This is a genomic window from Oceanibaculum indicum P24, from assembly GCF_000299935.1.
Lineage (GTDB): Bacteria > Pseudomonadota > Alphaproteobacteria > Oceanibaculales > Oceanibaculaceae > Oceanibaculum > Oceanibaculum indicum.
In genome coordinates, this window is the sequence record NZ_AMRL01000036.1 from 1 (window position 1) to 26,375 (window position 26,375).

The following is a 26,375-nucleotide window of genomic DNA, read 5'->3' on the forward strand; positions in this document are numbered from 1 at the left end:
GAGCGGGGGCGCGGGGGGGATCCGGTAGGCAAGGTAGAGGATATAGGCCAGCGACGCCGCCAGCAGGAAGGGCGCCAGCCTTGGCTCAGACATCAGCATGGCGACGATCCCGGCCGCCACCGCCAGCAGCACCGAGACCGTGCCCAGATTGATGCCCAGCACATAGGCCATGGAGCGGCGCAGCCCGAAGGCCGCCCCCACCGCCGTCACACTGAGGGTGGAGGGGCCGGGCGTGCCCATCACCGCCAGCGCGGAGAGCAGCAGCGCCAGCAAGGAAGGCCAAAACTCGGGAGCGGAGGTGAAAAATGAAACCGACTGCGTCAGCATCGCGCATCCTGCTAGACTGTTGAGATGCGACACAGTTTGCCCCCTCCCGACGGACGCTTTCTTGAAGGCTTGTGCACGCCACCGCCCGGCGCTGTCCGCAAGCATGGGGAGATCACCGTCGGTGCCGGCGGCGACGGGATCGAGCGCATCGAGGCGCGGTTTTCGGAAAAGGCCTTCTCGCCGCACCGCCATGACAGCTATGCCATCGGCGTCACCCTGGCGGGCGTGCAGAGCTTCCGCTATCGCGGCGAACAGCGGCATTGCCTGCCCGGTCAGTGCCTGATCCTGCACCCGGACGAGCTGCATGACGGCGAGCCGGGCACCGAGAACGGCTTCCGCTACCGCATCGTCTATATCGACCCGGCGCTGGTCCAGCAGGCACTGGACGGAAGCCCCCTGCCCTTCGTCGCCGACCCTGTGCTGCGCACGCCCGGCATCGGCACGGCGCTGCTGGCCGACGCGCTGGACATGGAGGATGCGGTGGACGAGTTGCGTCGTGTGGATATCGGCACAGGGCTGGCGCGGATGCTGCGCGCAGCATCCGGCACGGAGCGTTCAGGCACTGCACTGCTGGACCTGCCGGCCCTGCTGCGGGTGCGCGAGCAGATCGCCGCCGACCCCGCCGGCCGTCATTCCGCCGCCACGCTGGAGCGCCTTTCCGGCCTCGATCGCTGGACGCTCGCCCGGCAGTTCCGCGCGGCCTTCGGCACCAGCCCCAGCCGCTTCCGCACCATGCGCCAGCTCGACCGGGCACGGCGGCTGATGGTGGCCGGCACACCGCTGGCGGAAGCGGCACTGGAGGCCGGATTCGCCGACCAGAGCCACCTGTCGCGCCAGTTCAAGCGCGCCTATGGCATGACGCCGGCCCGCTGGCGCGCGGCGCTGGAGCGAAAGGCGGCATGACCCGGCCCCACCGCTTTCCTGCTGGATCGAGACCACGCGCCTGTTCTCCCGCCCGAGAGGGCGGGAGATCGTGCAGTGTCGCTACAGGCTGGCCAACGGCCTTAATAGCCAACGGTGAAGCGCTGACGTGGATGGGCCGGCTTCTCCAGCTCGTCCACCAGCGCCACCGCGAAATCCTCGAAGGAAATCGTGCTGCCCTTCTCGCCGACGAGCAACTGGTCCTTGCCCAGGCGGAAGCGGCCAGTCCGCTCCCCCGGCACGAACAGGGCCGAAGGCGACAGGAAGGTCCAGTCCAGCTTGTCCTGGGTCCGCAGGAAATCGAGGAAAGCGGCACCGGCGGTGGCTTCCTGACGATACGCTTCCGGGAATTCCGGCGTGTCGATCAGCCGGACGCCGGGTGCGACCTCCAGGCTGCCGGCACCGCCAACAACCAGATAGCGCCGGGCGCCAGATGCCTCGACCGCCTTCACCAGGGTCGCCGGATCGCTGGTGCGGAACGGCACCGCGCTGATAACGGCATCGCAACCCTTGATTAGCGTGGCAAGGGCGAGCGCATCATTCACATCCCCCGTCCGGGCCGTGACGCCCTTGCGACCGGATAATTTTTCCGTGTTACGGGCGATGGCAGTAACCGTGTGCCCACGACTGAGAAGCTCGTCGAGAATGCGGGAGCCAACCTTTCCGGTGGCGCCGATCAATGCGACGTTCATAAGCGACATTCCTTACGTTTAGAGATATAAGTTTCGAATAGATACCAAATGCGATTTATATATCCTGGTGTAAAGAAGGCACTTACACCTCATTAGATTACCTGGAGGTTACCGTTATGCTGCCCCCGAACACCTACTCGTCCGACTGTCCGACACGTCTTCTCCTGGACCGGATTGCCAACAAATGGACCGTGCTCGTGCTCAGCCTGCTCACGGTGCAGACCTTTCGTTTCAACGAATTGCGCCGGCAGATCGAAGGCATCTCGCAGAAAATGCTGTCGCAAACCCTGCGGAGCCTGGAGCGCGATGGGCTGATCAACCGCAAGGTCATTGCCACCGTTCCGGTGACCGTCGAATACAGCATCACGCCACTCGGGCGCACCCTGTCGGTAACCGTCGATTCGCTGCGGCTGTGGGCTGAAGAGCATTTCAGCGATGTGCTAGCCTCCCAGCGCCGGTACGATAGCGCCGGACAAGACTAAAAAAAGAACCGACAGGAGGACTTCATGGGCGACCAAAAGGGCGACACGCCGCTTAGCGCCGGCTGGCGCGATCATCCGCGCTATCCCGACCCCGCCATCCACACGCTCGACCCGCGGTTCGAGAAATACCGCATCTTCAGCGCGGCGGTGGAGCGGCTGCATACCGGCTGCCGCTGGTCGGAAGGGCCGGTCTGGTTCGGCGACGGGCGCTATCTGCTGTGGAGCGACATTCCCAACAATCGCATCCTGAAATGGGAGGAGGAAACCGGCCAGGTCTCGACCTACCGCCGCCCGACCGACTTCGCCAACGGCCACACCCGCGACCGGCAGGGGCGCCTGATCACCTGCGAGCATGGCGGGCGGCGCGTCACCCGCACGGAATATGACGGCAGCATCACCGTGCTGATGGACAACTGGCAGGGCAAGCGGCTGAACTCACCCAACGATGTGGTGGTGAAATCGGACGGCTCGATCTGGTTCACCGACCCGCCCTTCGGCATCCATGGCAATTACGAGGGCAACAAGGCGGAGCCGGAAGTCCCGCAGGCGGTCTATCGCATCGACGGCCAGACCGGCCAGGCCAGCATCATCGCCGATGATGTGCTGGGGCCGAACGGTCTGTGCTTCTCGCCCGATGAGACAATCCTCTACATCGTCGAATCACGCGGCCAGCCCTACCGAAAGATCCTGGCCTATGACGTGACTTCAGACGGCACGGGCATCCGCAACAAGCGGGTCTTCGTGGATGCTGGCCCGGGCGGCACGCCGGACGGCATGCGCTGTGATGTGGACGGCAATATCTGGGCCGGCTGGGGCATGGGCACGGCGGAACTGGACGGCGTGATGGTGTTCGCGCCGGACGGCACGCCGATCGGCCGGATCGCCCTGCCGGAGCGCTGCGCCAATGTCTGCTTCGGGGGCCTGAAGCGCAACCGGCTGTTCATGGCGGCCAGCCAGTCGCTCTACGCGCTCTATGTGAACACGCAGGGCGTGGCCGGCGGCTAGGCCTAACCCGCGATACGCAGGGAGGGCGGAATCTTCGCCAGCAGCTCGTCCATCACCTGCTGGTAGAGGGCGCGCTTGAACGGCACGATCAGCGACGGCACGGTCGCCGAGGGCGCCCATTTCCAGTCCATGAATTCCGGGTGCTCGGTTTCGATGTTGATGTCGGCGTCACTGCCGAGATAGCGCAGCGCGTACCATTTCTGCCGCTGCCCGACATAGCGCCCGCCCCACAGCCTGTCGCGCAGCCCTTCCGGCAGATCGTAGCGGTACCAGTCATCGCTTTCGGCCAGCACTTCGGCCTTGTCAGTGCCAATCTCCTCGCGCATTTCGCGGAACAGCGCGGTTGCCGGGTCCTCGCCCTCGTCGATGCCGCCCTGCGGCATCTGCCAGGCCTCGCTCGGCATGTCGATACGTCGGGCCACGAAGATGCGCCCGTCATGGTTGATCAGCATGATACCCACGCCGGGCCGGTAGAGATGGTCGTTCACGCTTCTGTTCTTTCGCTCTTCCGTAAACTCAACCTCTGGCGCGGCGTTCCACCGTGGCGGTGATCGGCGCCAGCACCAGCCCCTTGGCGGCCAGGGTGGGCAGCCAGGCGCGCAGCCGCTCCAGCGTCACCGGATAGGGATGGCCGATGCCGACCGCCGATCCTGAACTGCGCGCCAGCCGCTCCAGATCGGCCAGTGCCCGGTCGATGGCGATGCGGCTGGCCTCGTCATCCAGGAACCGGCTGTTCACGCTGTAAGGCAGATCGATGTTCGCCGCAACCTGTGCCGCCAGACTGGTCGAGGCGCGCTTGCTGTCGAGATACATCAGCCCGCGATCCTTCAGCGCCTGTAGGATCGGCATCAGCGACTGTTCCGAGGTGGTGAAGCGCGACCCTTCCAGATCGACAACGCCGACATAGCCGGTGAAGCGGCCCAGCGCCCATTCCATGCGGTCCAGATTCTCCACCGGGCTGAGGCTGGTCAGCAGAGTCTGCGGCCCCGGATCGCTCTGCGGGAAGCTGATCGGCTCCATTGGCAGGGCCAGCATCACCTCATGCCCGGCGGCGCGCGCCATCGGTATCCATTCCGTCAGCCGGCTGGCATAGGGTGTGAAGGCCAGAGTGACTTCCGAGGGCAGATCCTGAATGGCGGCCTCTGTCGCCGCGCCGGACAGGCCAAGGCCGGTAATGGCGATGGCGATGCGCGGGCGCTGTTCCGTCGGGGCGAACGGATGGGCGTAGGCACGCCAGGCCGTCAGCCCGCCCTCGCCGGTCTTCGGCAGCAGGCCGTGCGGCGTGTTTTCGATCAGCGCCGGATTATGCGCCAGCGCCACCTGGCGGCGCTCCGGCGCGGGCTCGGCCGGTGCGGGCTTCGCGGGAGCCGCTGCTGCCGGAGGTGTGGTCGCTGGAGTGGATGGGGCTGGTGCCGCTGGTGCGGCTGCCTGCGGTGCAGGTGCTGGCGGGCTGGCAGCCGGAGTCTCGGCTGGCGCCGGTTGCGCGGGAGGCGTTGCCCCCGCCGGCGCTTCTGCCGTCTGCTGCCCGGGTGCAGGCGTCTCCGCTGGTACGGTGGCAGCCGGCGGGGTCGGGCGCGGCTGGCGCTGTTCCGGCGGAATGAAGGACAGGGTGGCGCGCGGCATGCGCAGTGCCCGCTCCGCGGCGGTATCCGGCCCCTTGGCCGCCAGCCAGGCCCCCAGCGCGCCAACGCCACCGATCAGCAGCATAAGCACCAGAAGCTGGCCCAGCCTGCCAGTCAGCGCCGCACCCAGGCCGCGCTTTTCCGCCACCGCCGCACTGGGCCGGCCAGCCAGCGGCTCACGTGCCGCCTCGGCGTCAGCTTCGTCTTCGTCCAGCTGGTCCTCGAAAGGCGGCGGGTCGTCATCAAAGGAAGCACCGCCGCTCTTGCCGGAGCGGCGGCGTCCCAGGAACGGCAGTTTGAGGCTCGGGAGTTTCAGCTCAGTTCACCGCGCGCTTGTTGAACATATGAAGCCCCCGCAACAGATCGACCGCCCGGATCAGCTGGTAGTCATTGTCATCGCCCAGCGTCGGGGCCGGCGCGGCTTCCGGAGCAGGCGCGGCCGCCGGATCATTCTGGTTCGCCGGCGCCTGCTGCGGCTTCACCGTGTCATTGTTCAGCGCGCCACGCAGATCCGCCTCGCTGCGCCGCTTGCTCTCGTCGATCAGGTCGATGCGGGCGGCCGGCACCTGCAGGTCCGGCTCGATACCGACGGCCTGGATCGACCGGCCCGACGGCGTGTAGTAGCGCGCCGTGGTCAGCCGCATCGCGCCATGGCCGGGCAGCGGGATGATGGTCTGGACCGAGCCCTTGCCGAAGGATTTGGTGCCCAGCACCAGCGCGCGCTTGTGATCCTGCAGCGCGCCGGCGACGATCTCCGAGGCCGAGGCGGAGCCGTCATTGATCAGCGCCACGATCGGCAGCCCGTCGGCAATATCGCCGCTCTTGGCGTTGAAGCGCTGGCTGTCCTCGGTCCGGCGGCCACGCGTCGAGACGATCTCTCCCTGATTCAGGAAGGAATCACTGACCGAAATCGCCTGGTCCAGCAGGCCGCCCGGATTGTTGCGCAGGTCGAGCACGATGCCGATCAGGTCCTTGCCCTTCTCTGCCCGCAGATCGGCAATCGCCTTTTCAAGGCCGGACTGGGTCTGCTCGTTGAAGGTGGTGATGCGGATATAGCCGATATTGTCGATCGCCCGCGACCGCACCGAGCGGATGCGGATCACATCGCGCTTGATGGTGACCTCGAACGGCTCCTGCGCGGCACGGCGGATCGTCAGCTTAATCTCGCTGCCGACACGGCCGCGCATGCGCTCGACCGCCTCCGCCAGCGTCAGGCCCAGCACCTGCTCGCCATCCAGATGGGTAATGAAGTCGCCCGGCTGCAGCCCGGCGCGGAAGGCCGGCGTCTCGTCGATGGGCGAGACCACCTTCACCAGCCCCTGCTCCATCGTCACCTCGATGCCCAGCCCGCCGAACTCGCCACGGGTCTGCACCTGCATGTCCTGATAGGATTTCGCCGTCAGATAGCCGGAATGCGGGTCGAGCGCCGTCAGCATGCCGTTGATTGCCGATTCGACCAGCTTCTCATCGGTCACTTCCTCGACATAGTCGGCACGCACCCGCTCGAACACTTCGCCGAACAGATTGAGCTGGCGATAGGTTTCCGACCGCTGGCCGGTCTGCGCCATGGGGGCGATGGTCCCGGCTGCATAGAGCCCAATCGCGACGACCGACGTGGCAAGCGCGATGCGGGAAAGATACTTCATCCTCTGATCCTATCAGTACGTGCTGCCAGCCAGGGCAGCGGATTTATCGGCTCACCGTTGCGGCGCAATTCAAGATAGAGTTCCTGCGCATTTTCGCCATCCCTTCCCAGGCCCCCCACCGGTTCCCCGGCCAGGAGGTACTGGCCAACGACGCTGTCTATCCTGCCCAGACCCGCCAGCAGGCTATGATATCCATTGCCGTGATCGATTATCAAGATTTGCCCGTAACCCCGGAATTTTCCAGCATAAACCACCTGCCCGTCGAACGGGGCTACGATCACCGCCTCGGGCCGGCCGGCCAGCACGATGCCGCGCGCGGTCCCGCCGGGTTCGCTGCGCTCGCCATAGCCATGAACCAGCTTGCCCTGCACGGGGGGTGTCAGAAGGCCCTGCTTCAGCACGCGTGGCGCGCCTGAGGGCGGTTCCAGCACCACGCGCGGGGCCGATGCCGGGGGCAGCGCGGCGACGGCGCTATTCTGGCTACCTGCACTCTGGCCACCAACCGGCGGCTTGAGGAGCGGCACCGGCATGGCGGCCGCACGTCGCGCTGCCGCCTCTGCCCGCTTCGCCTCGGCGAGACGGCGTTCTTCCTCCGCCTTGCGCTGCGCCTCGCGTTCCGCCTCGATCTGGCGCAGCAGGTCGCGCAGATCGTTGGCCGAGTCCGACAGCCGGCTGACCGTGCGTTCCAGCCGGTCGCTTTCCGCCTCGGTGCGGCCCGCCAGACGACGTCGGTCAGCCGCCAGCGATTCCAGCTTCTTGCGTTCCGACAGCAGCGATTGCCGCGCCGCCGCCAGGCGCTTGCGCTCCGCCGCGATTTCCGCCTGCAGGGCCTCAACCTCTTCCAGCTCCGCACGCAGCGCCATCGCCGATTCCTGGACCTGCGGCAGGGCGGCGCGTAGCAGAATGCCGCCGCGCACCGTGTCCAGCGGCGCCGAAGGTGAAGCGATCATGGCTTCTGGCGGGCGGCGCGACAGCCGCTGCAACCCGGCCAGCAATGCCGCCACCTCGGCATCGCGGCCCTGCAGCGCGGCGCGCTTGCGGTTGGCCTCCCGTGTCAGCTCACGCAGCGACTCCTCGACGCGCGACAGGATTGCCTCCTGCTCCTGCAGGGATTTCGCCACCTTGATCGCATCGGCGCGCAGCGCCTCCGATTCGGTGCGCAGCTTCTGCGCCTCGCGCTCCAGCTCCGCCTTGCGGCGGGCATCGCGCTCCAGCGCCTGCTCGATGGCTTTCAGCTTGCCATCCGGGGCAGGTTGAGGAATCGGTGCCGATTGCTGGGAAAAAGCCGGCCCTGCAAGAGAACCGGCCAGAAATAGGGAAAGCGCCGCCACCGCGAGGCAGCGGCCAGAAAGCGTGCCGCGGGAGGCGTTATGCCGTGGCACGGGCCTCCGCCTCGGCCTTTGCCGCCCCTTTCGACGATGCCGTCAGGGTCAGTAGCGAGCGGCCGGTCATTTCCTCCGGCTGCGGCAGGCCCAGCAGTTGCAGCAGCGTCGGCGCGACGTCGGCCAGGATGCCGTCCTTCAACCCGACAGCCTCCTTCGGGCCATTCACCAGGATCGCCGGCACCAGATTCAGCGTGTGCGCCGTGTGCGCCTCATGCGTGTCCGGGTCCTGCATCATCTCGATATTGCCGTGGTCGGCGGTGACCAGCATGACGCCGCCGGCCTCCTGTATCGCCGTCTCAAGCCGGCCAAGGCTGGCATCGACGGTCTGCGCCGCCTTGATCGCGGCCTCCAGATTGCCGGTATGGCCGACCATGTCGCCATTGGCGTAATTCACCACGATCAGATCGAAATCGCCCGAGCCAATGGCTGCCACCAGTTTGTCGGTCAGCTCCGGCGCCGACATTTCCGGCTGCAGATCGTAGGTCTTCACCTTCGGGGAGGGCACCAGGATGCGGCTTTCGCCCGGAAATTCCGTCTCCACGCCGCCATTCAGGAAGAAGGTGACGTGGGCGTATTTCTCCGTCTCGGCGATGCGCAGCTGGCGCAGGCCGGCATCGGACACCACCGCGCCCAGCACATTCTCCAGCGTGCCCGGCGCGAACAGGCAGGGCATGAACTTCGCCAGCGCCGAGGAATATTCGACCATGCCCAGCACCGCGCCGAGTTGCGGCACACGGGCACGCGGGAACCCGTCAAAGGCGGGGTCGAGCAGCGCGGTCAGCAATTCGCGGGCGCGGTCGGCGCGGAAATTCGCCATCAGCACGCCATCGCCATCGCGCATGCCGGCATAGCCGGCGATGCTGGCCGGCGTAACGAATTCGTCGGTCTCGTCCCGCTCATAGGCGGCCTTGATGGCCGCCAGGGCGTTCTCCGCCGCATTGCCCTTGCCATCGACGGTCACTTCATAGGCCTGCTCCACCCGGTCCCAGCGCTTGTCGCGATCCATCGCGAAGAAGCGGCCGGAAACGGTGGCGATGGTCGCCGCATCGCCCAGATCGGCGAGGAACTTCTCCATATAGCCGAGCGCGCTCTTCGGCGGGGTGTCGCGCCCGTCGAGGAAGGCGTGGATCTTCACCGCCACACCCTCAGCCGCCAGCAGCTTCGCCAGTGCCACCATATGGTCCTGATGCGAATGCACGCCGCCCGGCGAGACGAGGCCCAGCAGATGGCAGGCGCCGCCGCTCTGCTTCAGCGACGCAATGAATTTCGCCAGCTCCGGATTCTTCGCCAGCGATCCGTCGGCAATAGCCTGGTCGATGCGCGGCAGCTCCTGCATCACCTTGCGGCCGGCGCCGAGATTCATGTGGCCGACCTCGGAATTGCCCATCTGCCCGGAAGGCAGGCCGACATGCAGTTCCGACGCGTTCAGAAGGGAACGCGGGCAGCTTGCCATCAGCCGGTCCCAGACCGGCGTTTTGGCCAGCAGGATACCGTTATTCTCGCGCTCCTCGCGATAGCCCCAGCCATCAAGGATGCACAGCACAACAGGCCCGCGCGGTTTCGGCAGGCGACGGGAATCGGGGGAATGGGTCATATCGTTCATGGCGTCAATATAGGCCTCTGGAGCGCCCCCGCACAGGGGCAATCTGTGGGGCAATCTGTCGCAAAACAAGGCATTTCCAACGTTTTACCCTATCAGCGATGCCCTACTCGCGATGGTAGGGATGACCGGCCAGGATCTGCTGCGCCCGGTAGAGCTGTTCGGCCAGCATGCCGCGCACCATCATGTGCGGCCAGGTCGCCCGCCCGAAGGCCAGCAGCAGATCGGCCTGCCGCCTGACATTCTCGTCCAGCCCGTCGGCACCGCCGATGACGAAGGCGATGTCGCCGGTGCCGCCATCGCGCCAGCCGCCCAGCGTGGCGGCCAGATCGGCGCTGGAAAGGTCGCGCCCGCGCTCGTCGAGGGCTACCAGCCGGGCGCCGGACGGCACCGCTTCCAGCAGCAGGGCCGCCTCGCGCGCCATCATCTCCGGCGCCGGCAGCTTCGCCTTGACCTCCATCTCCTTCAGAACGACCGGCCAGCGCGAGCGTTCCGCATAATGCCGGTACAGATCGCGCAGGATACCGGGCTTCGCCTTGCCGATAGCGGCGATGGTGACGCGCACCTACCGGCTCAAGCGGTCACGGCAACGGTGCTGATCTCCGCCGCGGCCGGCACTTCCAACCCCCACATCTTCTCCAGATTGTAGAAGGCGCGGACTTCCGGCCGGAACAGATGGATGACGATATCGCCGCCATCGATCAGCACCCAGTCGCCCTGCCCCAGCCCTTCGGCGCCGACCTGCGCCACGCCGGCGGCCTTCAGCCGTTCGCGCAGATGTTCGGCAATGGCACTGACCTGCCGCGAGGAGCGGCCGGAGGCGATCACCATATAATCGGCAAAACTGGATTTCCCGGCGAGATCGATGACAATGACGTTCTCCGCCTTGTCGTCGTCCAGCGATTTCTCAACGATGGCCAGCAACTGTGCCGCCCCGTTATCCGAAAGCTTCTTCTTGGAAGACTTCCGCTTAACCTTTGCTTCTTGCATCATCCTCGCAGTCAATTACCCGCCCGACTCTTGCCCCAATGGCTTTCCGGCCGAGTGCCGGTCCTGATTTGCGTCGCCCCTAATCTGCGTCGCCGAGGCGGGATGCAATCGGGTGTGCAGGAACACCCACGCCGGGGATTGTCTGTGGGCCAGCCCCCGCGCCGATCCGGATTTTAGCCGGACCCTAGCGAAACGCCGCGCCGCCAAGCTCCACAACGCCCTTAGAGAATAGGAAGGCCGGTCGAACACCGCAACCGGCATGATGCGAAAGATATTCCGCCAGTCCTTCCAGCGCGCGAATTCCGCCAGGCAATCCGCCCCCATGATCCACACGAAGCGCCGGGTCGGGAACCGCCGTTGCAAGGCGCGCAGTGTATCGGCGGTGTAGCGCGTGCCCAGCCGCGCCTCGATATCGCTGGGCTTCAGCCGGGGATGGCGGGCCACCTGCCTGGCGCCGGCCAGCCGTTGGGCGAAAGGCGCCATGCCATCGTTCGGTTTCAGCGGGTTCTGCGGCGCGACCAGCCACCACACCTCGTCGAGGCCCAGCTGGTGCAGCGCCAGCAGCGCCAGATGCCGGTGCCCGTCATGCGCCGGGTTGAAGGAACCGCCCATCAGCCCGACCGCCTGCCGCCGCCGGTCGATCGGCCCCGGCAGGCCGATCCGGGCCGGACGGCCCTGCCTATGCCAGATATGTCGCAAGGAAGTACGTCCGTAAGCGCATCAGGGCCGGATCTGGCCGTCGCCGCGCACGATGTATTTGTAGCTGGTCAGCTGTTCTGCCCCCACCGGTCCCCGCGCGTGCAGCTTGCCTGTGGAAATGCCGATCTCCGCCCCCATGCCGAACTCGCCGCCATCGGCGAACTGGGTGGAGGCATTGTGCAGCACGATGGCGCTGTCCACCGCGGCCAGGAACCGTTCCGCCGTGGCCGCATCCTCGGTCACGATGCTGTCGGTATGGTGCGACCCGTACATGTTGATGTGGCGGATCGCCCCCTCGACGCCGTTCACCACCTTCACCGACAGGATGGCATCCAGATATTCGGTGGACCAGTCGGCCTCCGTCGCCGGCACGACGCGCGGGTCCAGCCCGCAGACCGCCGGATCGCCACGCACCTCGCAGCCCTCGGTGATCAGATCGTCCAGCATCGAGGGCAGCATGGCGGCCATTGCCTGCGCATCGATCAGCAGCGTTTCCATGGCGCCGCAGACGCCGGGCCGGCGCATCTTGGCGTTGAGGGCGATGCGCCGCGCCTTCTTCGGATCGGCGGCGCCATCGACATAGACATGGCAGATGCCGTCCAGATGCGCCATCACCGGCACCCGGCTCTCATTCATCACCCGCTCGATCAGCGAGCGGCCGCCGCGCGGCACGATCACATCAATATAGGCATTGGCGCGCAGCATCGCGCCGACCAGCTCGCGGTCCGTGCCGGGCATGGCCTGCACCGCCGTCTCCGGCAGCCCGGCCTCCTTCAGCCCGGCCTGCAGGCAGGCGACGATGGCGGTCGAGGAATGGAAGCTTTCGGAGCCGCCACGCAGGATCGCCGCATTGCCGGCCTTCAGGCACAGCCCGCCGGCATCCGCCGTCACGTTCGGCCGCGATTCGTAGATAATGCCGATGACGCCCAGCGGCACCGACTGCCGGGCAATCTTCAGGCCGTTCGGGCGCTCCCACTCGGCCAGCACACGGCCCACCGGGTCGGGCAGTGCCGCCACCTCCTCCAGCCCCCTGGCGATGGCCTCGATGCGCTCCGGCGTCAGTGCCAGCCGGTCGAGCATGGCGCGCACCAGCCCCTTGGCTTCGGCGGCCTGCATGTCGCGCTCGTTGGCGTCCAGGATGGCAGCGCTGCTGTCGCGGACAGCTTGCGCGGCGGCACGCAGCGCGCGGTTCTTGGTCTCGCCATCGGCCTGCGCCAGCCGCGCCGCGGCTTCCTTGGCGGCATTGCCTATCCAGTCCATGATGCGCGCGGTTGTGTCGGTCGCCGCCGGCGTCTCTTTCAGCGCACTCACCTTGTCCTCCACCATGCCGTTCGGGGCCGTGTCTCTGGCCTCCTCATGACCCTGTTGCCGGGCCTTCAGGCGAGCACCAGATCATCGCGATGGATGATCTCGTCCCGTCCACGATAGCCAAGTACAGCCTCTATTTCACGGCTTTTATGGCCCATGATCCGGCGCGCATCGCCGGCATTATAGGCCGAGAGGCCACGCCCGATCACCCGCCCGTCTGTGTCCTGCACGGCAATCGGATCGCCGCGCTGGAAATCTCCCTCCACCGCGACCACGCCGGCGGGCAGCAGGCTCTTGCCCTGCGCCAGCGCGCGGGCGGCCCCGGCATCGACGGTCACGCTGCCGGTCGTGTTCAGATGGCCGCCGATCCAGCGCTTGCGCGCCGTGCGCGGCCCGGCCGAGGGCAGGAACCAGGTGCAGCGTCCACCCTCCTCCAGCCGGCGCAGCGGATGCGCGGCGTGGCCGTGCGCGATGGCCATGCGGCAACCGGCGCCAATGGCGATCTTGCCGGCCGCCAGCTTGGTGACCATGCCGCCCGAGGAATAGCCGGTGGCGGCGGCACCGCCCATCGCCTCGATCTCCGGCGTCACCTCTGTCACCACCGGAATATGCGCGGCGTCCTGCGCCCGGCGCGGATCGGCGGTATAGAGCCCGTCAATATCAGACAGCAGCACCAGCGTATCGGCGGAGATCATCTGCGCCACGCGGGCGGCCAGCCGGTCATTGTCGCCGAAGCGGATTTCCGCTGTCGCCACCGTGTCGTTCTCGTTGATGACCGGCACCGCACCCAGCCGCAGCAACGCATCGATGGTAGCGCGCGCATTCAGGTGGCGGCGGCGCGCCTCGGTATCCTCCAGCGTCACCAGCACCTGCGCCACGGTGATGTCATGCCGGGCGAGCGCTTCCTGATAGGCATGCGCCAGCTTGATCTGGCCGGTCGCGGCGGCGGCCTGTTTTTCCTCCAGCGCCAGCGCCCGGCCGGTGAGGCCCAGATGGCGGCGGCCGACCGAAATCGCGCCGGAGGAGACGAGAACAACCTCGACCCCGCGTGCGCGCAGCGCCGCCACATCCTCGGCCAGCGCCGCCAGCCAGTCCTGCCGGATGCGGCCGCTCTTCTCGTCCACCAGCAGGGCGGAGCCGATCTTCACCACCAGCCGCCGCGCGGTCGCCAGCGCGGGCGATCCGGCGGCGGCGCTTTCGACGAAATCGCTGGCGGCCAGGTCGCTCACGGACGCCATTCTCCTGATTCCGCGCTTACCGCCTCCACGTCCCCGCTCTCCAGCGCCTCGGCCTTTTTCTCGGCGGCGCGGTATTCCTTCACGATGGGGCGCAGCGCGCGGATCACCTCGGTCACGCCCTCGCCGGTCACGGCGGAGATTGCCATCACCTCGGTCTTGGCGGCGCGCTTCAGCTTCTTCAGCTTTTCCTTCAGCTCGTCCGCCGGAATCGCATCGATCTTGTTCAGCACCACGATCTCACGCTTCTCCGCCAGCTCCTGCGCGTAGAGCTTCAACTCCTTGCGGATCGTGCGGTAGGCCTTCACCGGGTCTTCCTGGGTGCCGTCGATCAAGTGCAGCAGCACGCCGGTGCGCTCGACATGGCCCAGAAACCGCGTGCCCAGCCCGGCGCCTTCATGCGCGCCCTCGATCAGCCCCGGAATATCGGCGACCACGAAGGCCTCGCCATCGCGCTCGACCACGCCGAGTTGCGGCCACAGGGTGGTGAAGGGATAGTCGGCGATCTTCGGTCGCGCCGCCGAGACGGCGGACAGGAAGGTCGATTTGCCGGCATTGGGCAGCCCCAGCAGACCGACATCGGCGATCAGCTTCAGGCGCAGCCAGACCCACATTTCCTGCCCCGGATAGCCGGGGGTGAATTTGCGCGGCGCCTGGTTGGTGGAGGTCTTGTAATGGGCGTTGCCCATGCCACCATCGCCGCCCTTCAGCAGCACGATACGCTGGCCGGGTTCGGTCAGGTCAGCGATCACCGTCTCGCGGTCCTCATCCAGCACCTGAGTGCCGACCGGCAGCTTCAGGACGACATCCGCGCCATCCCCGCCAGTGCGGTTGCGGCCCATGCCGTGCGTGCCGTTCTTGGCCTTGAAATGCTGCTGGTAGCGATAATCGATCAGGGTGTTCAGCCCCTCCACCGCTTCCAGGATCAGGTCACCACCACGGCCGCCATTGCCGCCGTCCGGCCCGCCGAATTCGATGAACTTCTCGCGCCGGAAGCTGACGCAGCCCGGCCCGCCATTGCCGCTCTTCAGATAGATCTTGGCTTCGTCGAGAAACTTCATCGCGCTAACGCCTTTGAACGGCAAAAAGGGGAATGGTCACCCATTCCCCTTTCAGCAAAAATATTCAGTCCCGTCGGGGGTGGGCTTACTCTGCAGCAGCCACCGGCGGGAGGATCGAAACGAAGGTACGGCCCTTGGCCTTCTGCGCGAACTTCACCTCGCCCTCGACCAGCGCGAACAGCGTGTGGTCCTTGCCGATGCCGACATTGGCGCCGGGGTGGAACTTGGTGCCGCGCTGACGGACCAGGATGTTGCCCGGAATGACGCGCTCGCCGCCGAACTTCTTCACGCCGAGACGGCGGCCCGCGGAGTCGCGCCCGTTACGCGAGGAACCGCCTGCTTTCTTATGTGCCATGGATTGCTGCTCCTCTTACTTCTTGGCGCCAGCGGAGATATCGGTGATGCGCAGAACCGTCAGGTCCTGGCGATGACCGTTCTTGCGGCGATGGTTCTTGCGACGCTTCTTCTTGAAGATGATGACCTTGTCGCCACGGGTCTGCTCGACGATCTCGGCGGCCACGCTGGCGCCGGCGACCATCGGGGCGCCAACCTTGGCGTCGCCCTCGCCGCCAACCAGCAGCACCTCGTCGAGCGCAACCTTGGCGCCGGCCTCACCGGCCAGCTTCTCGACGACGATCACATCGTCCTTGGCGACCTTATACTGCTTACCGCCGGTCTTGATGACTGCGAACATGGGACTAACCGCCTGATATCCGATCAAAAAACAAAACCCGACGAGACCGCGCCGCGTGGCTTTCCATCGCACCCGCCGTCCCTTATCTAGGCCTGACTGGCGCGCGTATGAAAAGGCCTCCCGTCGATTGCGGTCGTCAGGAGAGGCGCGCACTATACCTATGGGCTTGCGTATGTCAACGGCGGAATCGCTGGTATCCGCACGGTTTACGCAGCCCTCCGCATCAGCCGGAAAACAGCCTGCCACGCCGCACCGGATGAAACAATAAAAGCATCAGATGCGGCTTGCAATCCGCGCCCCGGATGGTTAGACATCACCCGCTCGTCCCACGGCGATCCTTCGGAGGGGTGCCAGAGTGGTTGAATGGGACGGTCTCGAAAACCGTTGTGCGTGCAAGCGTACCGAGGGTTCGAATCCCTCCCCCTCCGCCAATCCTGCTTTTGGGTTGCAAAAGCCGCCCAACATACTGAAAATCCTAGACGTTTCCGGGGTTCGAAACCCGCCGTTCCGGCAGTAGACGAGGCGGTCGTCGAAGGCCGTCTTGAGGATGGCGTGGCGTCTGCCGATATCGCCGTTTTGCCAGCTGGAACAAGGGTTTGCGATCACGTCGAGGGTGAGTTCAAACATCTCCCCAAAGGTCTTGCGCGGACGGGCCTTGGTTTCCAGTCTTTCGGCCATCATGAGACGCTCGCGCTCCAGCTCGGTAATGCGCTGCTCGTAGCGGGCAATCACCGTCTGGCTGGACGCTTCGACGATGCGGTCGAGCAAGGATGCCGTCTGCTTCTCGATGGCCGCCATGCGGCGGCGGATATCCTCGCGCATGGCGGCGGCCTGTTCGCCGAGCTGATCCCACACGCGGGCGGCCATGTCCTTGGCAAGGGCGAACATCTTCTCCGAAGGCTGCATGCCCGCCAGCATTGCGGTGAACTGCCCCTCGATCACCTCGCGCCGGATGGATTTGCGGTTCTCGGGACACGCCCGGTTGAAGCACATGTAATACGGATGCTTCCTGCCCGTCTTGCTCTTGGACCAGCAGGCGGTGAGCGGCTTGCCGCAGGTGCAGAGCACGAAGCCGCGTAGCGGGAAGCTCTCATCAAGGTCAGCACGGGCCGGAACCTTGGCCTTGCCATTCAGACGCTCTTGGATGCGCTGATAAGTCTCCAGAGAGACGAGCGGCTCGTGCCGCGCCTTGCGCAGGGACACGGCCCATTCGGGACGCTCCAGATATCCCGCATAGAGCAGCCGGGTGAGGATGCGGTTGACGTTCTCGTTCGTCACCGTGCCGTGGCGGGTCTTGGGGAATTCGGGGAAGCCCTCGAAATAGCGCTTTACCTCGGCCTGCGTCTGGAACCTGCCACTGGCATAGAATTCCATCGCCTGCGCGATGATCGAGGCCAGCGGCTCGTCCCGCACCAGCACCTTGCCCTCGCCGGGGCGGGCCTCATAGCGGTATCCGGGCGGGCAACTGAACGTCCAGTAGCCGTTCAGCAGCCGCGAGCGCATGCGGTTGGCGGTCTGCTCGGTGTTCTTCTGGCGCTGGTGCTGGGAGACGGAGGCAAGAAGGTTCTCGACGAGGATGGAATCGGAATCCTCGCCGAACTCGACGGAGGGGCTTTCGAGCCGCGCCCCTGTCTCAGCGATGGCCTCGCGCAGATCGAGATGCCCCCGGATCGAGCGGGCAAGGCGGCTGATATCGTCGATCAGGACAACATGCTGCCCGTCCCGCCGATGTTTCTTCAGATAGGCCAGCATGGACAGCATGCCGGGGCGGTCGATCACGCCGCCGGAAACGGCTTCGTCTTCGAAACAGGCCGTGACCTGATATCCCTTCATTCGCGCGAATTCCTCGCAGCGGGTGCGTTGCGAGGCGTTTCCCTGTCCCTTGGCGACCTGCGCGGCGGACGAGACGCGGCAATAGATGACGGCTATCCCTTGTTTCAAATCATTCTTCATTCTTGAATCCTTTCTGTCGCCTTCCGGGGTTCCCCTTGGGCGGCACTGCTAAAATCATTTTCGAGAAATCGACCCTCCGATTGTACCGGAATCCGCCCGGAAATTGGCGGATGAGTGTGGGTGTTCGAGGGTTTTCCACAGGCATCTTGCGCCTGCTGGACGGGGTGAGCCTCGTAGCCGAGAGACATCAGCTCGACGATGAGGTTCCACAGCGTTTCGAGAAATTCGCGCTTCCGGTCCTCGGTCAGGTCCGAATCTTCGAGGTAATGTTCATAGAGGCTGTAATCGAAGGTGATGACGGGCCGGGCTTTCCGGGCCTGTGAAATGCTGTTGTCGTCGTTATACCCGGTCATGGCTGTCTCCTTCTATAATCTCATTACCTCATGCCGCGCCCCTTTCCTTGCTGACGACAGAACAAACAAAGAACATTTATAGGCGATTACCTGTCGATATGCAAGGAAAAGTAGAAATAATATTTCCTATCTCCCGCGCGTTTCTTGTCTGTCCTTGGCTGTGCCGTTCTCCCGGCGCTCGCGGAATTCCTCGCGCCGCGCGTCCTTGCCGCTCCCCTGTGCGCGGGCCTGCTCGCGGTCTTCGCGCCGAAACTCGGTGGTGCGCTCGTATGCCTTCCGGGCCAGCTCGGAGAGCCGCAGCAGGTCGGTGGAGATAAAACTGTCCGTATCCTGAAACTGCCCGTCCTTGTCCCTGTACGTCCGCGTGAAGGTCGTGGCGTAGAACGGGCCATTGTCCTATTCATTGCGCCAGATAGAGGCTTTCAGGTTGGTGTCGCGGATCACGTCTGCGGGCCGATTGGCGGCAGGTGCATTGCCGTTGTCGCGTTCCATGGTCGGTCACTCCTCTTGGGGTTAGCTATCGGTGGTGCGGCTGATCGGGCGGTGACGGGCGAGCGCCTGCTTGTGCCGCCGCATCGCCTTGAAGGCTTCGCGGCGGGCTGCGCGCTCCGGCGTTTCGGCTTGCTGCTTTGCGGCTTCGGCCTCACGCTGCCAGCGGGTGTTGAACGCCGCGCGGTCGGCTCCCAGCGCGAGCGATGGCGAGGGACGCGGCGCAGGATACGGCCTGTCGCTCTTCACCATGTGAGAGCCGCGCCGCGCGGCTTCCGTCTTGCCCTGATCGGCCAAGGCGCGGGCATGGACGGGATCTCGGGCGGGCTCGAAGGACGAGGCGCTGCCCCGTATCTGGTCCAAGGCAGCCTCCTTCCCCGGCAGTTCCGCACGATGCTGCCAGGCATAGGAGGTTCGGCTGGATGTGCTCTTGATGCTCATATTTCCTTGCTCCTTTTCAGCTAGCCGATCCGCGACCAGAACCCGTCCGCATATTGCGGATAATGGGCATAGGCAGGAGGTACGGGCTCGACGATCACGGGCCGCCACCGGGGGCCGCGCGGCGTGGCGATGAGCACCCGGTCGGGGGGCGGGTGATACGGGTTCGGGTGATAGCGCCCGGCCATGAAGGGCTGTTCGTAATACGCCCTGCGGTCGGCCCAGACCGAATGAGCGAGCCCATCCGCGAAGATCAGTTGCTTGTCCGCAGGCATGCCCAGCAGTTCATCGGCGCTGCGCAAGGGGGCGCTCTTCAGGACTGGCGTCTGCCCCATGCGGCGCTGATACGCCATCTCGAGACTGGCGGTGATCACATTGTTACCGCTGAACAGCGCCTGAGCCGCCTTGAGCATGCCGTGACGGGCACTCTCGTACTGGCGCGGATCGACATAGGCCAGCGTCTCGTTGCCGAGCATGCCGGAGAGCGTACGGGCGGTCCGCTCGTCCCGGATGCCGTACCAGCTTTGCAGGCCCGCCGAGGCGAGCAGCAGCGACTCCCCGTCCGGCGCGAGATCGTTCATCTGCTTGGTGTTCTGGAAGAAAGCCCATGGACGAATGCCGAGCCCCGCATCGCGGGTGAACAGTCTGGCCACCAGCGGGAACCCGCCGAGCTGGCCGCACTCGTCGAGGAACCACGTCTGGCGGGGAGCCGAGGGCGCGCGCGCCTTGTAGGTCCGCGCCGCCACGAAGAACGCCTTGATCACCGCCGCCCATGGCTCGACGGCCTCGGTCGGCACCATGAGATACAGATTGTAGGTCTGATCGCTGGCGCAAAGCTGCGACAGGCAGAAATCATAAGGCGGAGAGACGGCCTCCATCAGCACCGGATCGGCAAGGCAGATGAAGGCCCGGGTTATCTCGCCGATGACGCCCTTGAAGCCGCCGGACGTGTCGCTGCGCGACGTCGCGACCTCTTCCTCAATCCGCTCGGAGAGATCGAACCCGGCCTCGGACATCTCGAAGGCGAAGTCGAGCCATGCCTCACCGCCCATCACCAGCAGGTTGATGGCGCGGTACAGCGCGGGCAGCGTGAGCACATTGTCCCGCCTCGCGATGGTCAACACGATGGCAGCCAGAAACTCGTGAGCCCGCCCCTCGAAATAGCGCCCGTTTGCGCTTCCGGAGGGCGGTATCATGTTCTCGCAGAACACGAGCACGTCCGACACGAGGTCGGGATTGCTCCGGTTCAGATGGCCGACCGGGTTGATACGGTGATACGGGAGGCCGTGCTGACGGCGGGTATTCCAGAAGATGCAGAATTTGCGGGCGGGAACCTGCCACTGCGAGATGGCTGCCAGCTCGCCCTTAACATCCAGAATCAGACTGGTGCCGGGATAGCCGCCGCAGCAGATGTTGTAGGCAAGCGTCGTGGTCAGCTTGCCGGACCTTGCACCAGCGCAGGTAACGAGCCCGGCCATCCCGGAATAAACGAGCGCACGGCCACCGTGGAATCCGACGAAGAGCGAGTCCTTGGTCCGGGTGAACAGCCCGGCCCCGGCGATCTCCTTCGGCCCGGCAAACCGCGCCGAGCCGAAGGCCGTCATGTAGGGGGCGAACGGCGCGACCATGCTCAGAACGCCGCCCCCGCCAGCCGCAGCGCGCCGAAGCCCGCGACGCCCGCCAGCGCATAGAACAGCGTGATCCGCGTGATCGCGAAGATCACCGCGCCCGAGAGCGCGAAGCTGGCGTAGTACATCAGCACCGCGAACTCTTCGGAGCCGTAGGCGCTTAAGACCAGCTTGCGGACGATGGGGCCGATGAACTCGAACAGCATCGGCGTTCCCAATATGGCCGCCAGCAGCGCCAGCGAGACGGTGAGGACGTTCTGGCCCGGCGGGCCGCTATCGCCGCCGCCCGAGCCGCGCAGGTTGAAATCGCTCATCGCGCGCCTCCCCCGTTTCCGGCATAGCCGATGAGCGGCGTACCGCCCCGGTTCGCCGACTCGACAGCCGCCCGGTAGAGGTTTTCGCGCTGCTCCGGGCGCAGGCGTGTATCCGCCTCGATGGCCATGAGATTCATCGCATGGCGCTTGGTGCGCTCTTCGAGGTGGCGTTCGCCGAGCCGCCGGATACAGAAGACGACGAAGGCGATCACACCACTGACGGCAGCCAGAACGGCGGCGAGTCTGGCGAGCGCCGTCAGGTTCCGGTGCAGTTGCCGCTTGGTCTCTGCGCTGAGTTCATCCGCGAGCCGCTGCGTTTCCGCAGTGACCTTGGCGACATACTCCGCAGCAAGACGCTGCTGATAGGCCGCCTCGGCGGCGATGCGCTCTTGCGCGGCTCTGGCTTCCCGCCGCTCCTGCTCGGAGCATCCGGCGAGCAGCAGCGCCCCCGCCGCAACGCACGCCAGCAACAATTGCCGTTTGGTCATGGCATCCTCCGTTCAAGCCGTTGGTCACTGCGATCCGCGAAGGACGGAGTCCCGCGCAAAATCACTGCCCGGCTTGTCAGGAGGGGGAGAAAGGAGCTTTCTGAGAGTAGCGGCAGCTCAAGATGGTGTAAAACGGCCTAAGGAAGCTGAGCCGCTACAAGGCCGTGGTAAATGACTGATCCGCCAAGGAGATCACGCCCCGCACAAATGAAAAAGGCGAAGCGGCTCCACCCGTCACCCCGCAACCGCTATCACCGCCGGGCCAAGCTGTCCGAGTACAGGTTTCTCAAGCTGCTGCGCGGGTTTGCGGAGGGTCTGACCATAGACGAAGCGGCGGAGGCGACGCGGGTATCGGTCCGAACGGTCCGTGACCTCTATATCCGGTTCCGCGAGGCGCTTCTCAGGGCCGCGATGACGGAGCCCTTCGCGTTTGGGGCGGTCGGATACTTCGTGTTTGAGAACGATCAAATCTCATCACGGGGCAGCGCGATTTTCGATGCCGTCGCAGGCAGTGACCGGATGCGCCGGGTGATCAACCAGCATGGCGCGCGTGTCGGGATATCGACCGGGGCCGGGGCCGGGTTCAGCCATCTGTTGTTCGAAACCACGGCCCGGATGTTCTGCGAGCTATCCATCCCCAAAGATAATGACTCCCTGTATCCCGAGGATATCCGCCAAGCCTACGCCGAGTTGCACCTGATCGCGCTCTATATCGTCCTGCACAAGGACAACCCTGAAGACCCGGAGCTGTTCGCCAATGTGGTGGCCTCGTTTGAGCGGATCATGAAGGATTTTCCCAAGCTTCTGGAAAAGGAGGAGCTTGCCTCGCTTATTGCCAACCGCAAGCCGCACCGCTTCTCAAGCAAGGTTCTGTATGACGACTTGCGGCGCTATCTGCTGAAAAATCCGCTTTGAAGCCGGAGCCATGCCGCTTGTCGATAACCCGGTTTGCATTCGGCCCCGCTCATATGGTAGGATAAAGTAGTATAAATGAGTATTGTGAGTATGGAGTCATGATCAAGAAAAGCATCACCGTGACAGAAACGCAGGAAGAGTGGATTCAGGCCCAGCTTGCAACGGGTCAGTATGCTTCCGACAGCGAGGTCGTGCGGGAAGCCCTGCGGGAGAAGCAAATCCGCATGGCCGAGATCGAACGCATCCGCGCCGCGCTGATCGCCGCCGAGGAAGGCGGAGCATCCACGCTCGGCAAAGAAGACATCCGCGCCGCCGTGCAGGCCGACATGAGGCGCGATGGCCGCTTATAATCTCTCCCAGCTCGCCGAGGACGATATCCGGCGGCTCTACCGCTATGGCATCGAAAAATACGGGTTGGCGCACGCGGATCGCTATTTTGACGGTCTGTTCGCGCGGTTTGACGCGATAGCCGAATCTCCGGCGCTCTATCCGAGGGTCGATCATATCCGGCCCGGCTACCGCCGCAGCGTCTACGGCGTTCATTCCATCTACTACCGGGAAACGGATAGCGGCGCTGAAATCATGCGCGTCCTCAGCCGCGAAAACCCAAGTGATCTTGAAGAGGCATAGCGAAGTACAGTCCAAATTTGCATACCCACCCTCAAAAATGCTACAATTTTAGGTAATTACATGAGGGTAAATGGACGCGCATAACGATGACGAGAAGCGGCTTGAGGCCGCACGGGAAGCTGAGGCTGAATTAGACCTGTTCGATGCCGAATTGTCCGGCACCCTCTCCGGCTACCGGGGAAAGCACTTTCCCGAGGATCACGCCCGCAGGGCAGATACCCATCAGCGCCACGCGGACAGGACCAAGGCGCAGCTCACCGCCCTCGAAGCGCTGCTAGCCAGCGATCCGGCCTATGCAGCCCTCTACAACGATACCTTCGATAGGCTGCGCGGCGCGGAGACCGCGACCGAGGCCGCGATTGCCGCAACCGAGACGGCAGTGGCCGAAGCCCAGCAGGAACTTGCAGACACTCTGGACCGCGCAAGCTCTTTGCCGGACGGCAGAAAGGCTTTCCGCGATCCCGCGACAGGCGACGTCTATGACGAGAACGGCAGGCTTGTTGAAGGTGATGACCTCGCTGCCATCGTCTGGCGGGACGATGCGCCGACATGGCAGGACTACCAGAGCAAACGGCAAGCCAGCACCGATGCACGGGATCGGCTGGACGACTTGCGCCGCTATCAGACCGATGTGTTGGGCCGCGCCCGCGACCGTCTCACGGACCCGGACAATCCGCCGACGCCCGACGAACTGAACGAAATTCAGGAAAATATTCAGAAGCAGATGCCCGCGCATGTGCGCGATCATCTGCCTACCTCGCACGAAGGCCCTGCAATTGAGCGCACGGCTGCCGTCAAGCCGCTCAATCTAGGCAGCTAATCTAGCATCCCCTCATCGCCCTGTGAGTTTTCCGCACTCCTTTTGAATAAGGGCCAGTATGACGGCCTGCGGATGATAATCCGGGTACTTCCTCATCAGAGCCCGGATCGCCTCGTTCCGCTGTGTCTGCGTTACCCGATCCGCGAAATACCAAGCATCGATGCACGGGGCGACATTCTGCGATAGCTGAGAGGCAATCACCCCGGTCATGCCAATGGACGTGCGGAAATAGGAAGCCTGACTTTCGGCGGGCCACTTTAGGAACTTCTCACTGGTGAATGTTTCCGCCCGCGCGTCCGGGGCAGTGCCGCATAGCGCCAGCGCCAGCCCGGCGACCATCGCCACCCGCTTCATTGCAGCATCCCCGCGAGCCAGTCCCAGCGGTTCTTGAGCGCGGCAAGGACGAGCAGCAGTACGACCCCACCCGCGATCAGACGCAGGGCCAGACCGATGGCGGCGAAGGCCATGAACACCCCGCCAAACGCCACCACGGCTGCGGCGACTCCACCGCCCAAGCCGCCTTTATCGAAGCCGAGGAAGAAGCAGATGATGGCGGCAACGACCGCGATCCCCGCCACCGGATTGTCATCCGAGCCCGAGCTCTGGCTCATGCCCCCTCTCCCGCGCCTGCACTGCGGGGAACAAAGAACAATCCACATGATAGGGTATCGGAAACGGGCGTATTACTTTGATAGTTCTGCGTTTTATGCTCAAACATAAATGACCGTATTTGTATGAATACAGATTTTACAAGATGACCATGAAAAGCAACTTGAACTTTGGCGGGATTACGCGGATTCTACCCTGTGCCGTCTTTCACGGGCCTCCCGCAACCGCCTCCTTCGGAAAGGGTGGTTTCTGTCGGCGGGCCGGAATGGCGAAGGGCGGCAATGACGGCGGTATCGGCGGCGCGGCGGGTCGCAAGATCGGCTATGCCCGCGTCTCGACCGCCGAGCAGAACACGCGGCTACAGCGCGACGCCCTGAAGGCGGCGGGCTGCACGAGGCTGTTCATTGATGCGGACGCGTCGGGAGCCAGCCGCGCCCGCCCGGCGCTCGCCAAGGCGTTCCGGTACATGCGGGCGGGCGATACGCTGATCGTCTGGAAGCTCGACCGACTGGCACGTTCGCTGCACGACCTGCTGGACATAGCGGACGAGCTGCGGGAGCGCCGTATCAGCTTCGAGAGCCTTACCGAGAAGCTCGACACCAGCACGGCGCACGGCGAGTTCGCCTTTCACATGATCGCCGCCGTGGCGCATATGGAACGCCGCCTGATCGCCGAGCGCACCGTCGCCGGGCTCGCCGCCGCCAAACGGCGCGGCGTTCGCCTTGGCCGCCGTCCGAAGCTGGATGAAAAAGCCGTGCGCGAGGCGTACCGACTGGCGGGGGCCGATCTCCAGCACCTTGAGGACGTCGCCGCGCTCTATGCCGTATCCGGCATCACGCTGTTGCGGGCGTTCCAGCGCTACGGGCTTGCGGTCAAACCGCTGCCATGAGCTTCAGCCCTTGAGCGCGCGGCGCAGGGTCGTAACGCTAACGCCGAAATGCGCCGCTATCACTTTGCGGGAATGCTTGCCCGATGCGATAAGCGCTCTGGCCTGATCGCATTGCAGGGGGTTGAGCTTGAACGGACGCCCTACATGTTTGCCGCGCCGTCGTGCCGAATCCATGCCCGCTCGGGTGCGCTCTGAAATCAGTTCCCGCTCAAACTCGGCCAGCGCCGCCAGCATGTGAAAGTAAAACCGCCCGCCCGCGCAGGTGGTGTCTATCTGTTCCTGAAGCGAACGAAACCCCACGCCGCGCTTCCGCAAGCCGTTGATCGTCTCGACCAGATGCGGGAGCGAGCGACCCAAGCGGTCGAGTTTCCACACGACCAGCACATCGCCTTTAGTGGCACGGCGCAGAGCCTTTTTGAGCCCCGGTCTGTCCCGCAACGCGCCAGAAACACCATGATCCTTGAATATGACCTCGCAGCCCGCCTGTTGCAGGGCGTGTTGTTGCAGGTCGAGATTCTGATCTTCCGTGGAAACGCGGGCATATCCGATATTCATGCCGATCATTGTGCACAAACCCCGGTCAGCGCCGACTGTTACCGCCCAATGACCACAAGAAAACGGGGGATAACCCGGTCATAAGGGAACCCTTATGCGGGGCATGGCGATCATTATTTTCATGAGTATTTTGGGGTGAAATAATGATTATTACATGCTATAATTTGAATACATACGGTAATATATTTATGTATTAATAAGGGTTCCCTTTATATGACGACAAGATTTGCAGCCTTATTTTTGTTAATGGCAATTTTTGCTTATTTTCCGATACGCCCCGCCTATGCGGATTGCTCCGGCCCCGAAGGCGTTGAGGGTGAGCAAATCTATAACAAGACCCACCAGACCATGCAGTTCTGCGACGGGTCAGTCTGGTGGAGTATGAAGAGCGGCGGCATTGTGGCTCTGACAAACTTGGGGGAGTGTGCGGACGGACACCCTCTTGTTTTTGATGAAGAAAATGGCAACCTGCGCTGTGACATCTCGCCCCCGTCGCCATCACAGCCTTCTGGCAGCCTTGATACCACCTTCAACCCCGGCAGCGGGCCGGAAGGGACGGGCGCCAACGTCCATGCTGTGGCCGTACAACCGGACGGTAATATCCTCATCGGCGGCAATTTCACCAGC

General features: G+C 64.6%; 32 protein-coding genes, 1 tRNA gene and 2 pseudogenes. 11 read left to right on the top strand and 24 right to left on the bottom strand.

Annotated features, from left to right (window positions below; translation table 11 throughout):
* Positions 1-273 (bottom strand): annotated as a pseudogene (locus P24_RS17560) (LysE family translocator); the annotation flags it as partial.
* Between the two features lie 123 nt (positions 274-396).
* Here P24_RS17560 and P24_RS17565 point away from each other — a divergent pair.
* Positions 397-1,230 (top strand): AraC family transcriptional regulator, encoded by an 834-nt coding sequence (locus P24_RS17565; protein ID WP_008946094.1) that lies wholly within the window; start codon positions 397-399, stop codon positions 1,228-1,230.
* Positions 1,231-1,331: 101 nt separating this feature from the next.
* Here the strand turns inward: P24_RS17565 and P24_RS17570 are convergent, their stop codons facing one another.
* Complete coding sequence (locus P24_RS17570; protein WP_008946095.1) at positions 1,332-1,940, bottom strand: NAD(P)-dependent oxidoreductase; 609 nt, start codon at positions 1,938-1,940, stop codon at positions 1,332-1,334.
* A gap of 116 nt (positions 1,941-2,056) precedes the next feature.
* On the opposite strand from P24_RS17570, the gene P24_RS17575 reads away from it, so the two are divergent.
* Together P24_RS17575 and P24_RS17580 are read left to right on the top strand one after the other, a co-directional pair.
* Positions 2,057-2,422 (top strand): winged helix-turn-helix transcriptional regulator, encoded by a 366-nt coding sequence (locus tag P24_RS17575; RefSeq protein ID WP_008946096.1) that lies wholly within the window; start codon positions 2,057-2,059, stop codon positions 2,420-2,422.
* Between the two features lie 24 nt (positions 2,423-2,446).
* On the top strand, positions 2,447-3,427 hold the full coding sequence (locus P24_RS17580) for an SMP-30/gluconolactonase/LRE family protein (protein ID WP_008946097.1): 981 nt from the start codon (positions 2,447-2,449) through the stop codon (positions 3,425-3,427).
* A 2-nt stretch (positions 3,428-3,429) separates the two neighbouring features.
* Here P24_RS17580 and P24_RS17585 read toward each other — a convergent pair whose 3' ends face one another.
* From P24_RS17585 to rplU, 13 genes are all read right to left on the bottom strand, one after another.
* Positions 3,430-3,915 (bottom strand): RNA pyrophosphohydrolase, encoded by a 486-nt coding sequence (locus tag P24_RS17585; RefSeq protein WP_008946098.1) that lies wholly within the window; start codon positions 3,913-3,915, stop codon positions 3,430-3,432.
* Between the two features lie 28 nt (positions 3,916-3,943).
* Entirely contained in the window at positions 3,944-5,197 is a 1,254-nt protein-coding gene (locus P24_RS19895; RefSeq protein WP_083859865.1) for a divergent polysaccharide deacetylase family protein, read from the bottom strand.
* Between the two features lie 169 nt (positions 5,198-5,366).
* A complete protein-coding gene (locus P24_RS17600) occupies positions 5,367-6,695 on the bottom strand; it encodes a S41 family peptidase (RefSeq protein ID WP_008946101.1) in 1,329 nt (442 codons plus the stop codon).
* Positions 6,692-8,077, bottom strand: coding sequence for a murein hydrolase activator EnvC family protein (locus P24_RS17605; RefSeq protein ID WP_008946102.1), 1,386 nt, complete (start codon positions 8,075-8,077; stop codon positions 6,692-6,694). Before P24_RS17605 ends, P24_RS17600 begins: the two co-directional genes overlap by 4 nt.
* Complete coding sequence (gpmI, locus tag P24_RS17610) at positions 8,064-9,683, bottom strand: 2,3-bisphosphoglycerate-independent phosphoglycerate mutase (RefSeq protein ID WP_008946103.1); 1,620 nt, start codon at positions 9,681-9,683, stop codon at positions 8,064-8,066. The genes P24_RS17605 and gpmI overlap by 14 nt, the downstream gene beginning before the upstream one ends.
* Positions 9,684-9,786: 103 nt before the next feature.
* Positions 9,787-10,245 (bottom strand): 23S rRNA (pseudouridine(1915)-N(3))-methyltransferase RlmH, encoded by a 459-nt coding sequence (rlmH, locus tag P24_RS17615; protein ID WP_008946104.1) that lies wholly within the window; start codon positions 10,243-10,245, stop codon positions 9,787-9,789.
* Positions 10,246-10,253: 8 nt separating this feature from the next.
* Entirely contained in the window at positions 10,254-10,604 is a 351-nt protein-coding gene (rsfS, locus tag P24_RS20190) for a ribosome silencing factor (protein ID WP_040708331.1), read from the bottom strand.
* A gap of 81 nt (positions 10,605-10,685) precedes the next feature.
* Positions 10,686-11,360, bottom strand: a complete 675-nt coding sequence (locus tag P24_RS20195) for a nicotinate-nucleotide adenylyltransferase (protein WP_408962322.1) — start codon at positions 11,358-11,360, stop codon at positions 10,686-10,688.
* Positions 11,361-11,390: 30 nt separating this feature from the next.
* A complete protein-coding gene (locus tag P24_RS17630) occupies positions 11,391-12,695 on the bottom strand; it encodes a glutamate-5-semialdehyde dehydrogenase (protein WP_008946107.1) in 1,305 nt (434 codons plus the stop codon).
* A 50-nt stretch (positions 12,696-12,745) separates the two neighbouring features.
* A complete protein-coding gene (gene proB, locus P24_RS17635) occupies positions 12,746-13,915 on the bottom strand; it encodes a glutamate 5-kinase (protein WP_008946108.1) in 1,170 nt (389 codons plus the stop codon).
* Complete coding sequence (gene obgE, locus P24_RS17640; RefSeq protein ID WP_008946109.1) at positions 13,903-14,973, bottom strand: GTPase ObgE; 1,071 nt, start codon at positions 14,971-14,973, stop codon at positions 13,903-13,905. The genes proB and obgE overlap by 13 nt, the downstream gene beginning before the upstream one ends.
* An 85-nt stretch (positions 14,974-15,058) precedes the next feature.
* A complete protein-coding gene (gene rpmA, locus P24_RS17645) occupies positions 15,059-15,328 on the bottom strand; it encodes a 50S ribosomal protein L27 (RefSeq protein WP_008946110.1) in 270 nt (89 codons plus the stop codon).
* Between the two features lie 15 nt (positions 15,329-15,343).
* Positions 15,344-15,667: a 50S ribosomal protein L21 gene (rplU, locus tag P24_RS17650; protein WP_008946111.1), complete on the bottom strand. Its 324-nt coding sequence runs from the start codon at positions 15,665-15,667 to the stop codon at positions 15,344-15,346.
* A gap of 341 nt (positions 15,668-16,008) precedes the next feature.
* Between rplU and P24_RS17655 the strand changes: the two genes are divergently transcribed.
* Both P24_RS17655 and P24_RS20430 read left to right on the top strand, forming a co-directional pair.
* Positions 16,009-16,098: transfer RNA gene (locus P24_RS17655), tRNA-Ser, on the top strand.
* A 121-nt stretch (positions 16,099-16,219) separates the two neighbouring features.
* Positions 16,220-16,747 carry a hypothetical protein gene (locus tag P24_RS20430; protein ID WP_202802412.1) on the top strand — a complete coding sequence of 176 codons (528 nt, stop codon included), beginning with the start codon at positions 16,220-16,222 and terminating at the stop codon, positions 16,745-16,747.
* On the opposite strand, the pseudogene P24_RS20720 reads toward P24_RS20430, so the two are convergent.
* From P24_RS20720 to P24_RS17685, 6 genes and pseudogenes are all read right to left on the bottom strand, one after another.
* Positions 16,640-17,620: pseudogene (locus tag P24_RS20720) on the bottom strand (recombinase family protein); the annotation flags it as partial. The gene P24_RS20430 and the pseudogene P24_RS20720 sit on opposite strands and share 108 nt — an antisense overlap.
* Positions 17,617-17,973: a hypothetical protein gene (locus P24_RS17665; protein ID WP_008946113.1), complete on the bottom strand. Its 357-nt coding sequence runs from the start codon at positions 17,971-17,973 to the stop codon at positions 17,617-17,619. The pseudogene P24_RS20720 and the gene P24_RS17665, both read right to left, overlap by 4 nt.
* A gap of 513 nt (positions 17,974-18,486) precedes the next feature.
* Positions 18,487-18,903: a hypothetical protein gene (locus tag P24_RS17670; protein ID WP_008946114.1), complete on the bottom strand. Its 417-nt coding sequence runs from the start codon at positions 18,901-18,903 to the stop codon at positions 18,487-18,489.
* A 20-nt stretch (positions 18,904-18,923) separates the two neighbouring features.
* Positions 18,924-20,528 (bottom strand): type IV secretory system conjugative DNA transfer family protein, encoded by a 1,605-nt coding sequence (locus tag P24_RS17675; protein ID WP_008946115.1) that lies wholly within the window; start codon positions 20,526-20,528, stop codon positions 18,924-18,926.
* Positions 20,529-20,530: 2 nt separating this feature from the next.
* Entirely contained in the window at positions 20,531-20,842 is a 312-nt protein-coding gene (locus P24_RS17680) for a hypothetical protein (RefSeq protein ID WP_008946116.1), read from the bottom strand.
* Positions 20,839-21,330, bottom strand: coding sequence for a hypothetical protein (locus tag P24_RS17685; RefSeq protein ID WP_008946117.1), 492 nt, complete (start codon positions 21,328-21,330; stop codon positions 20,839-20,841). The genes P24_RS17680 and P24_RS17685 overlap by 4 nt, the downstream gene beginning before the upstream one ends.
* Before the next feature lie 171 nt (positions 21,331-21,501).
* Here P24_RS17685 and P24_RS17690 point away from each other — a divergent pair, with 171 nt between their 5' ends.
* The 4 genes from P24_RS17690 (at position 21,502) to P24_RS17705 (ending at position 23,695) form a co-directional block, all read left to right on the top strand.
* Complete coding sequence (locus P24_RS17690) at positions 21,502-22,245, top strand: helix-turn-helix domain-containing protein (RefSeq protein WP_156816368.1); 744 nt, start codon at positions 21,502-21,504, stop codon at positions 22,243-22,245.
* A 98-nt stretch (positions 22,246-22,343) separates the two neighbouring features.
* Positions 22,344-22,595, top strand: coding sequence for a type II toxin-antitoxin system ParD family antitoxin (locus P24_RS17695; RefSeq protein WP_008946119.1), 252 nt, complete (start codon positions 22,344-22,346; stop codon positions 22,593-22,595).
* Positions 22,582-22,875, top strand: a complete 294-nt coding sequence (locus P24_RS17700) for a type II toxin-antitoxin system RelE/ParE family toxin (RefSeq protein ID WP_008946120.1) — start codon at positions 22,582-22,584, stop codon at positions 22,873-22,875. Before P24_RS17695 ends, P24_RS17700 begins: the two co-directional genes overlap by 14 nt.
* A gap of 70 nt (positions 22,876-22,945) precedes the next feature.
* The gene (locus P24_RS17705) at positions 22,946-23,695 is read left to right on the top strand and encodes a hypothetical protein (RefSeq protein WP_008946121.1); all 750 of its coding nucleotides are present in this window, start codon (positions 22,946-22,948) and stop codon (positions 23,693-23,695) included.
* 12 nt (positions 23,696-23,707) lie between these two features.
* Here the strand turns inward: P24_RS17705 and P24_RS17710 are convergent, their stop codons facing one another.
* Positions 23,708-24,049, bottom strand: coding sequence for a hypothetical protein (locus P24_RS17710; protein ID WP_008946122.1), 342 nt, complete (start codon positions 24,047-24,049; stop codon positions 23,708-23,710).
* The gene (locus P24_RS17715; protein WP_008946123.1) at positions 24,046-24,306 is read right to left on the bottom strand and encodes a hypothetical protein; all 261 of its coding nucleotides are present in this window, start codon (positions 24,304-24,306) and stop codon (positions 24,046-24,048) included. The genes P24_RS17710 and P24_RS17715 overlap by 4 nt, the downstream gene beginning before the upstream one ends.
* Before the next feature lie 263 nt (positions 24,307-24,569).
* On the opposite strand from P24_RS17715, the gene P24_RS17720 reads away from it, so the two are divergent.
* Entirely contained in the window at positions 24,570-25,193 is a 624-nt protein-coding gene (locus P24_RS17720; RefSeq protein WP_008946124.1) for a recombinase family protein, read from the top strand.
* A gap of 3 nt (positions 25,194-25,196) precedes the next feature.
* On the opposite strand, the gene P24_RS17725 is transcribed toward P24_RS17720, so the two are convergent.
* Complete coding sequence (locus P24_RS17725; RefSeq protein ID WP_008946125.1) at positions 25,197-25,757, bottom strand: recombinase family protein; 561 nt, start codon at positions 25,755-25,757, stop codon at positions 25,197-25,199.
* A gap of 204 nt (positions 25,758-25,961) precedes the next feature.
* Between P24_RS17725 and P24_RS20200 the strand changes: the two genes are divergently transcribed.
* A partial coding sequence (locus P24_RS20200) for a hypothetical protein (RefSeq protein WP_008946126.1) occupies positions 25,962-26,375 on the top strand: 414 nt, incomplete at its 3' end.

Bases quoted from the DNA above. Each gene is read 5' to 3' on its own strand.
- P24_RS17665 (WP_008946113.1), bottom strand. From the start codon at position 17,973: ATGACCGGGTATAACGACGACAACAGCATTTCACAGGCCCGGAAAGCC.
- P24_RS17680 (WP_008946116.1), bottom strand. From the start codon at position 20,842: ATGAGCGATTTCAACCTGCGCGGCTCGGGCGGCGGCGATAGCGGCCCG.
- P24_RS17575 (WP_008946096.1), top strand. From the start codon at position 2,057: ATGCTGCCCCCGAACACCTACTCGTCCGACTGTCCGACACGTCTTCTC.
- rpmA (WP_008946110.1), bottom strand. From the start codon at position 15,328: ATGGCACATAAGAAAGCAGGCGGTTCCTCGCGTAACGGGCGCGACTCC.
- P24_RS17700 (WP_008946120.1), top strand. From the start codon at position 22,582: ATGGCCGCTTATAATCTCTCCCAGCTCGCCGAGGACGATATCCGGCGG.
- P24_RS17715 (WP_008946123.1), bottom strand. From the start codon at position 24,306: ATGAGCCAGAGCTCGGGCTCGGATGACAATCCGGTGGCGGGGATCGCG.
- P24_RS17725 (WP_008946125.1), bottom strand. From the start codon at position 25,757: ATGATCGGCATGAATATCGGATATGCCCGCGTTTCCACGGAAGATCAG.
- P24_RS17690 (WP_156816368.1), top strand. From the start codon at position 21,502: ATGACTGATCCGCCAAGGAGATCACGCCCCGCACAAATGAAAAAGGCG.
- proB (WP_008946108.1), bottom strand. From the start codon at position 13,915: ATGGCGTCCGTGAGCGACCTGGCCGCCAGCGATTTCGTCGAAAGCGCC.
- gpmI (WP_008946103.1), bottom strand. From the start codon at position 9,683: ATGAACGATATGACCCATTCCCCCGATTCCCGTCGCCTGCCGAAACCG.
- P24_RS17695 (WP_008946119.1), top strand. From the start codon at position 22,344: ATGATCAAGAAAAGCATCACCGTGACAGAAACGCAGGAAGAGTGGATT.
- P24_RS17675 (WP_008946115.1), bottom strand. From the start codon at position 20,528: ATGGTCGCGCCGTTCGCCCCCTACATGACGGCCTTCGGCTCGGCGCGG.
- P24_RS17670 (WP_008946114.1), bottom strand. From the start codon at position 18,903: ATGAGCATCAAGAGCACATCCAGCCGAACCTCCTATGCCTGGCAGCAT.
- P24_RS17580 (WP_008946097.1), top strand. From the start codon at position 2,447: ATGGGCGACCAAAAGGGCGACACGCCGCTTAGCGCCGGCTGGCGCGAT.
- P24_RS17710 (WP_008946122.1), bottom strand. From the start codon at position 24,049: ATGAAGCGGGTGGCGATGGTCGCCGGGCTGGCGCTGGCGCTATGCGGC.
- rplU (WP_008946111.1), bottom strand. From the start codon at position 15,667: ATGTTCGCAGTCATCAAGACCGGCGGTAAGCAGTATAAGGTCGCCAAG.
- P24_RS17630 (WP_008946107.1), bottom strand. From the start codon at position 12,695: ATGGTGGAGGACAAGGTGAGTGCGCTGAAAGAGACGCCGGCGGCGACC.
- P24_RS17570 (WP_008946095.1), bottom strand. From the start codon at position 1,940: ATGAACGTCGCATTGATCGGCGCCACCGGAAAGGTTGGCTCCCGCATT.
- P24_RS17720 (WP_008946124.1), top strand. From the start codon at position 24,570: ATGGCGAAGGGCGGCAATGACGGCGGTATCGGCGGCGCGGCGGGTCGC.
- P24_RS17705 (WP_008946121.1), top strand. From the start codon at position 22,946: ATGGACGCGCATAACGATGACGAGAAGCGGCTTGAGGCCGCACGGGAA.
- obgE (WP_008946109.1), bottom strand. From the start codon at position 14,973: ATGAAGTTTCTCGACGAAGCCAAGATCTATCTGAAGAGCGGCAATGGC.
- P24_RS17685 (WP_008946117.1), bottom strand. From the start codon at position 21,330: ATGACCAAACGGCAATTGTTGCTGGCGTGCGTTGCGGCGGGGGCGCTG.
- P24_RS17600 (WP_008946101.1), bottom strand. From the start codon at position 6,695: ATGAAGTATCTTTCCCGCATCGCGCTTGCCACGTCGGTCGTCGCGATT.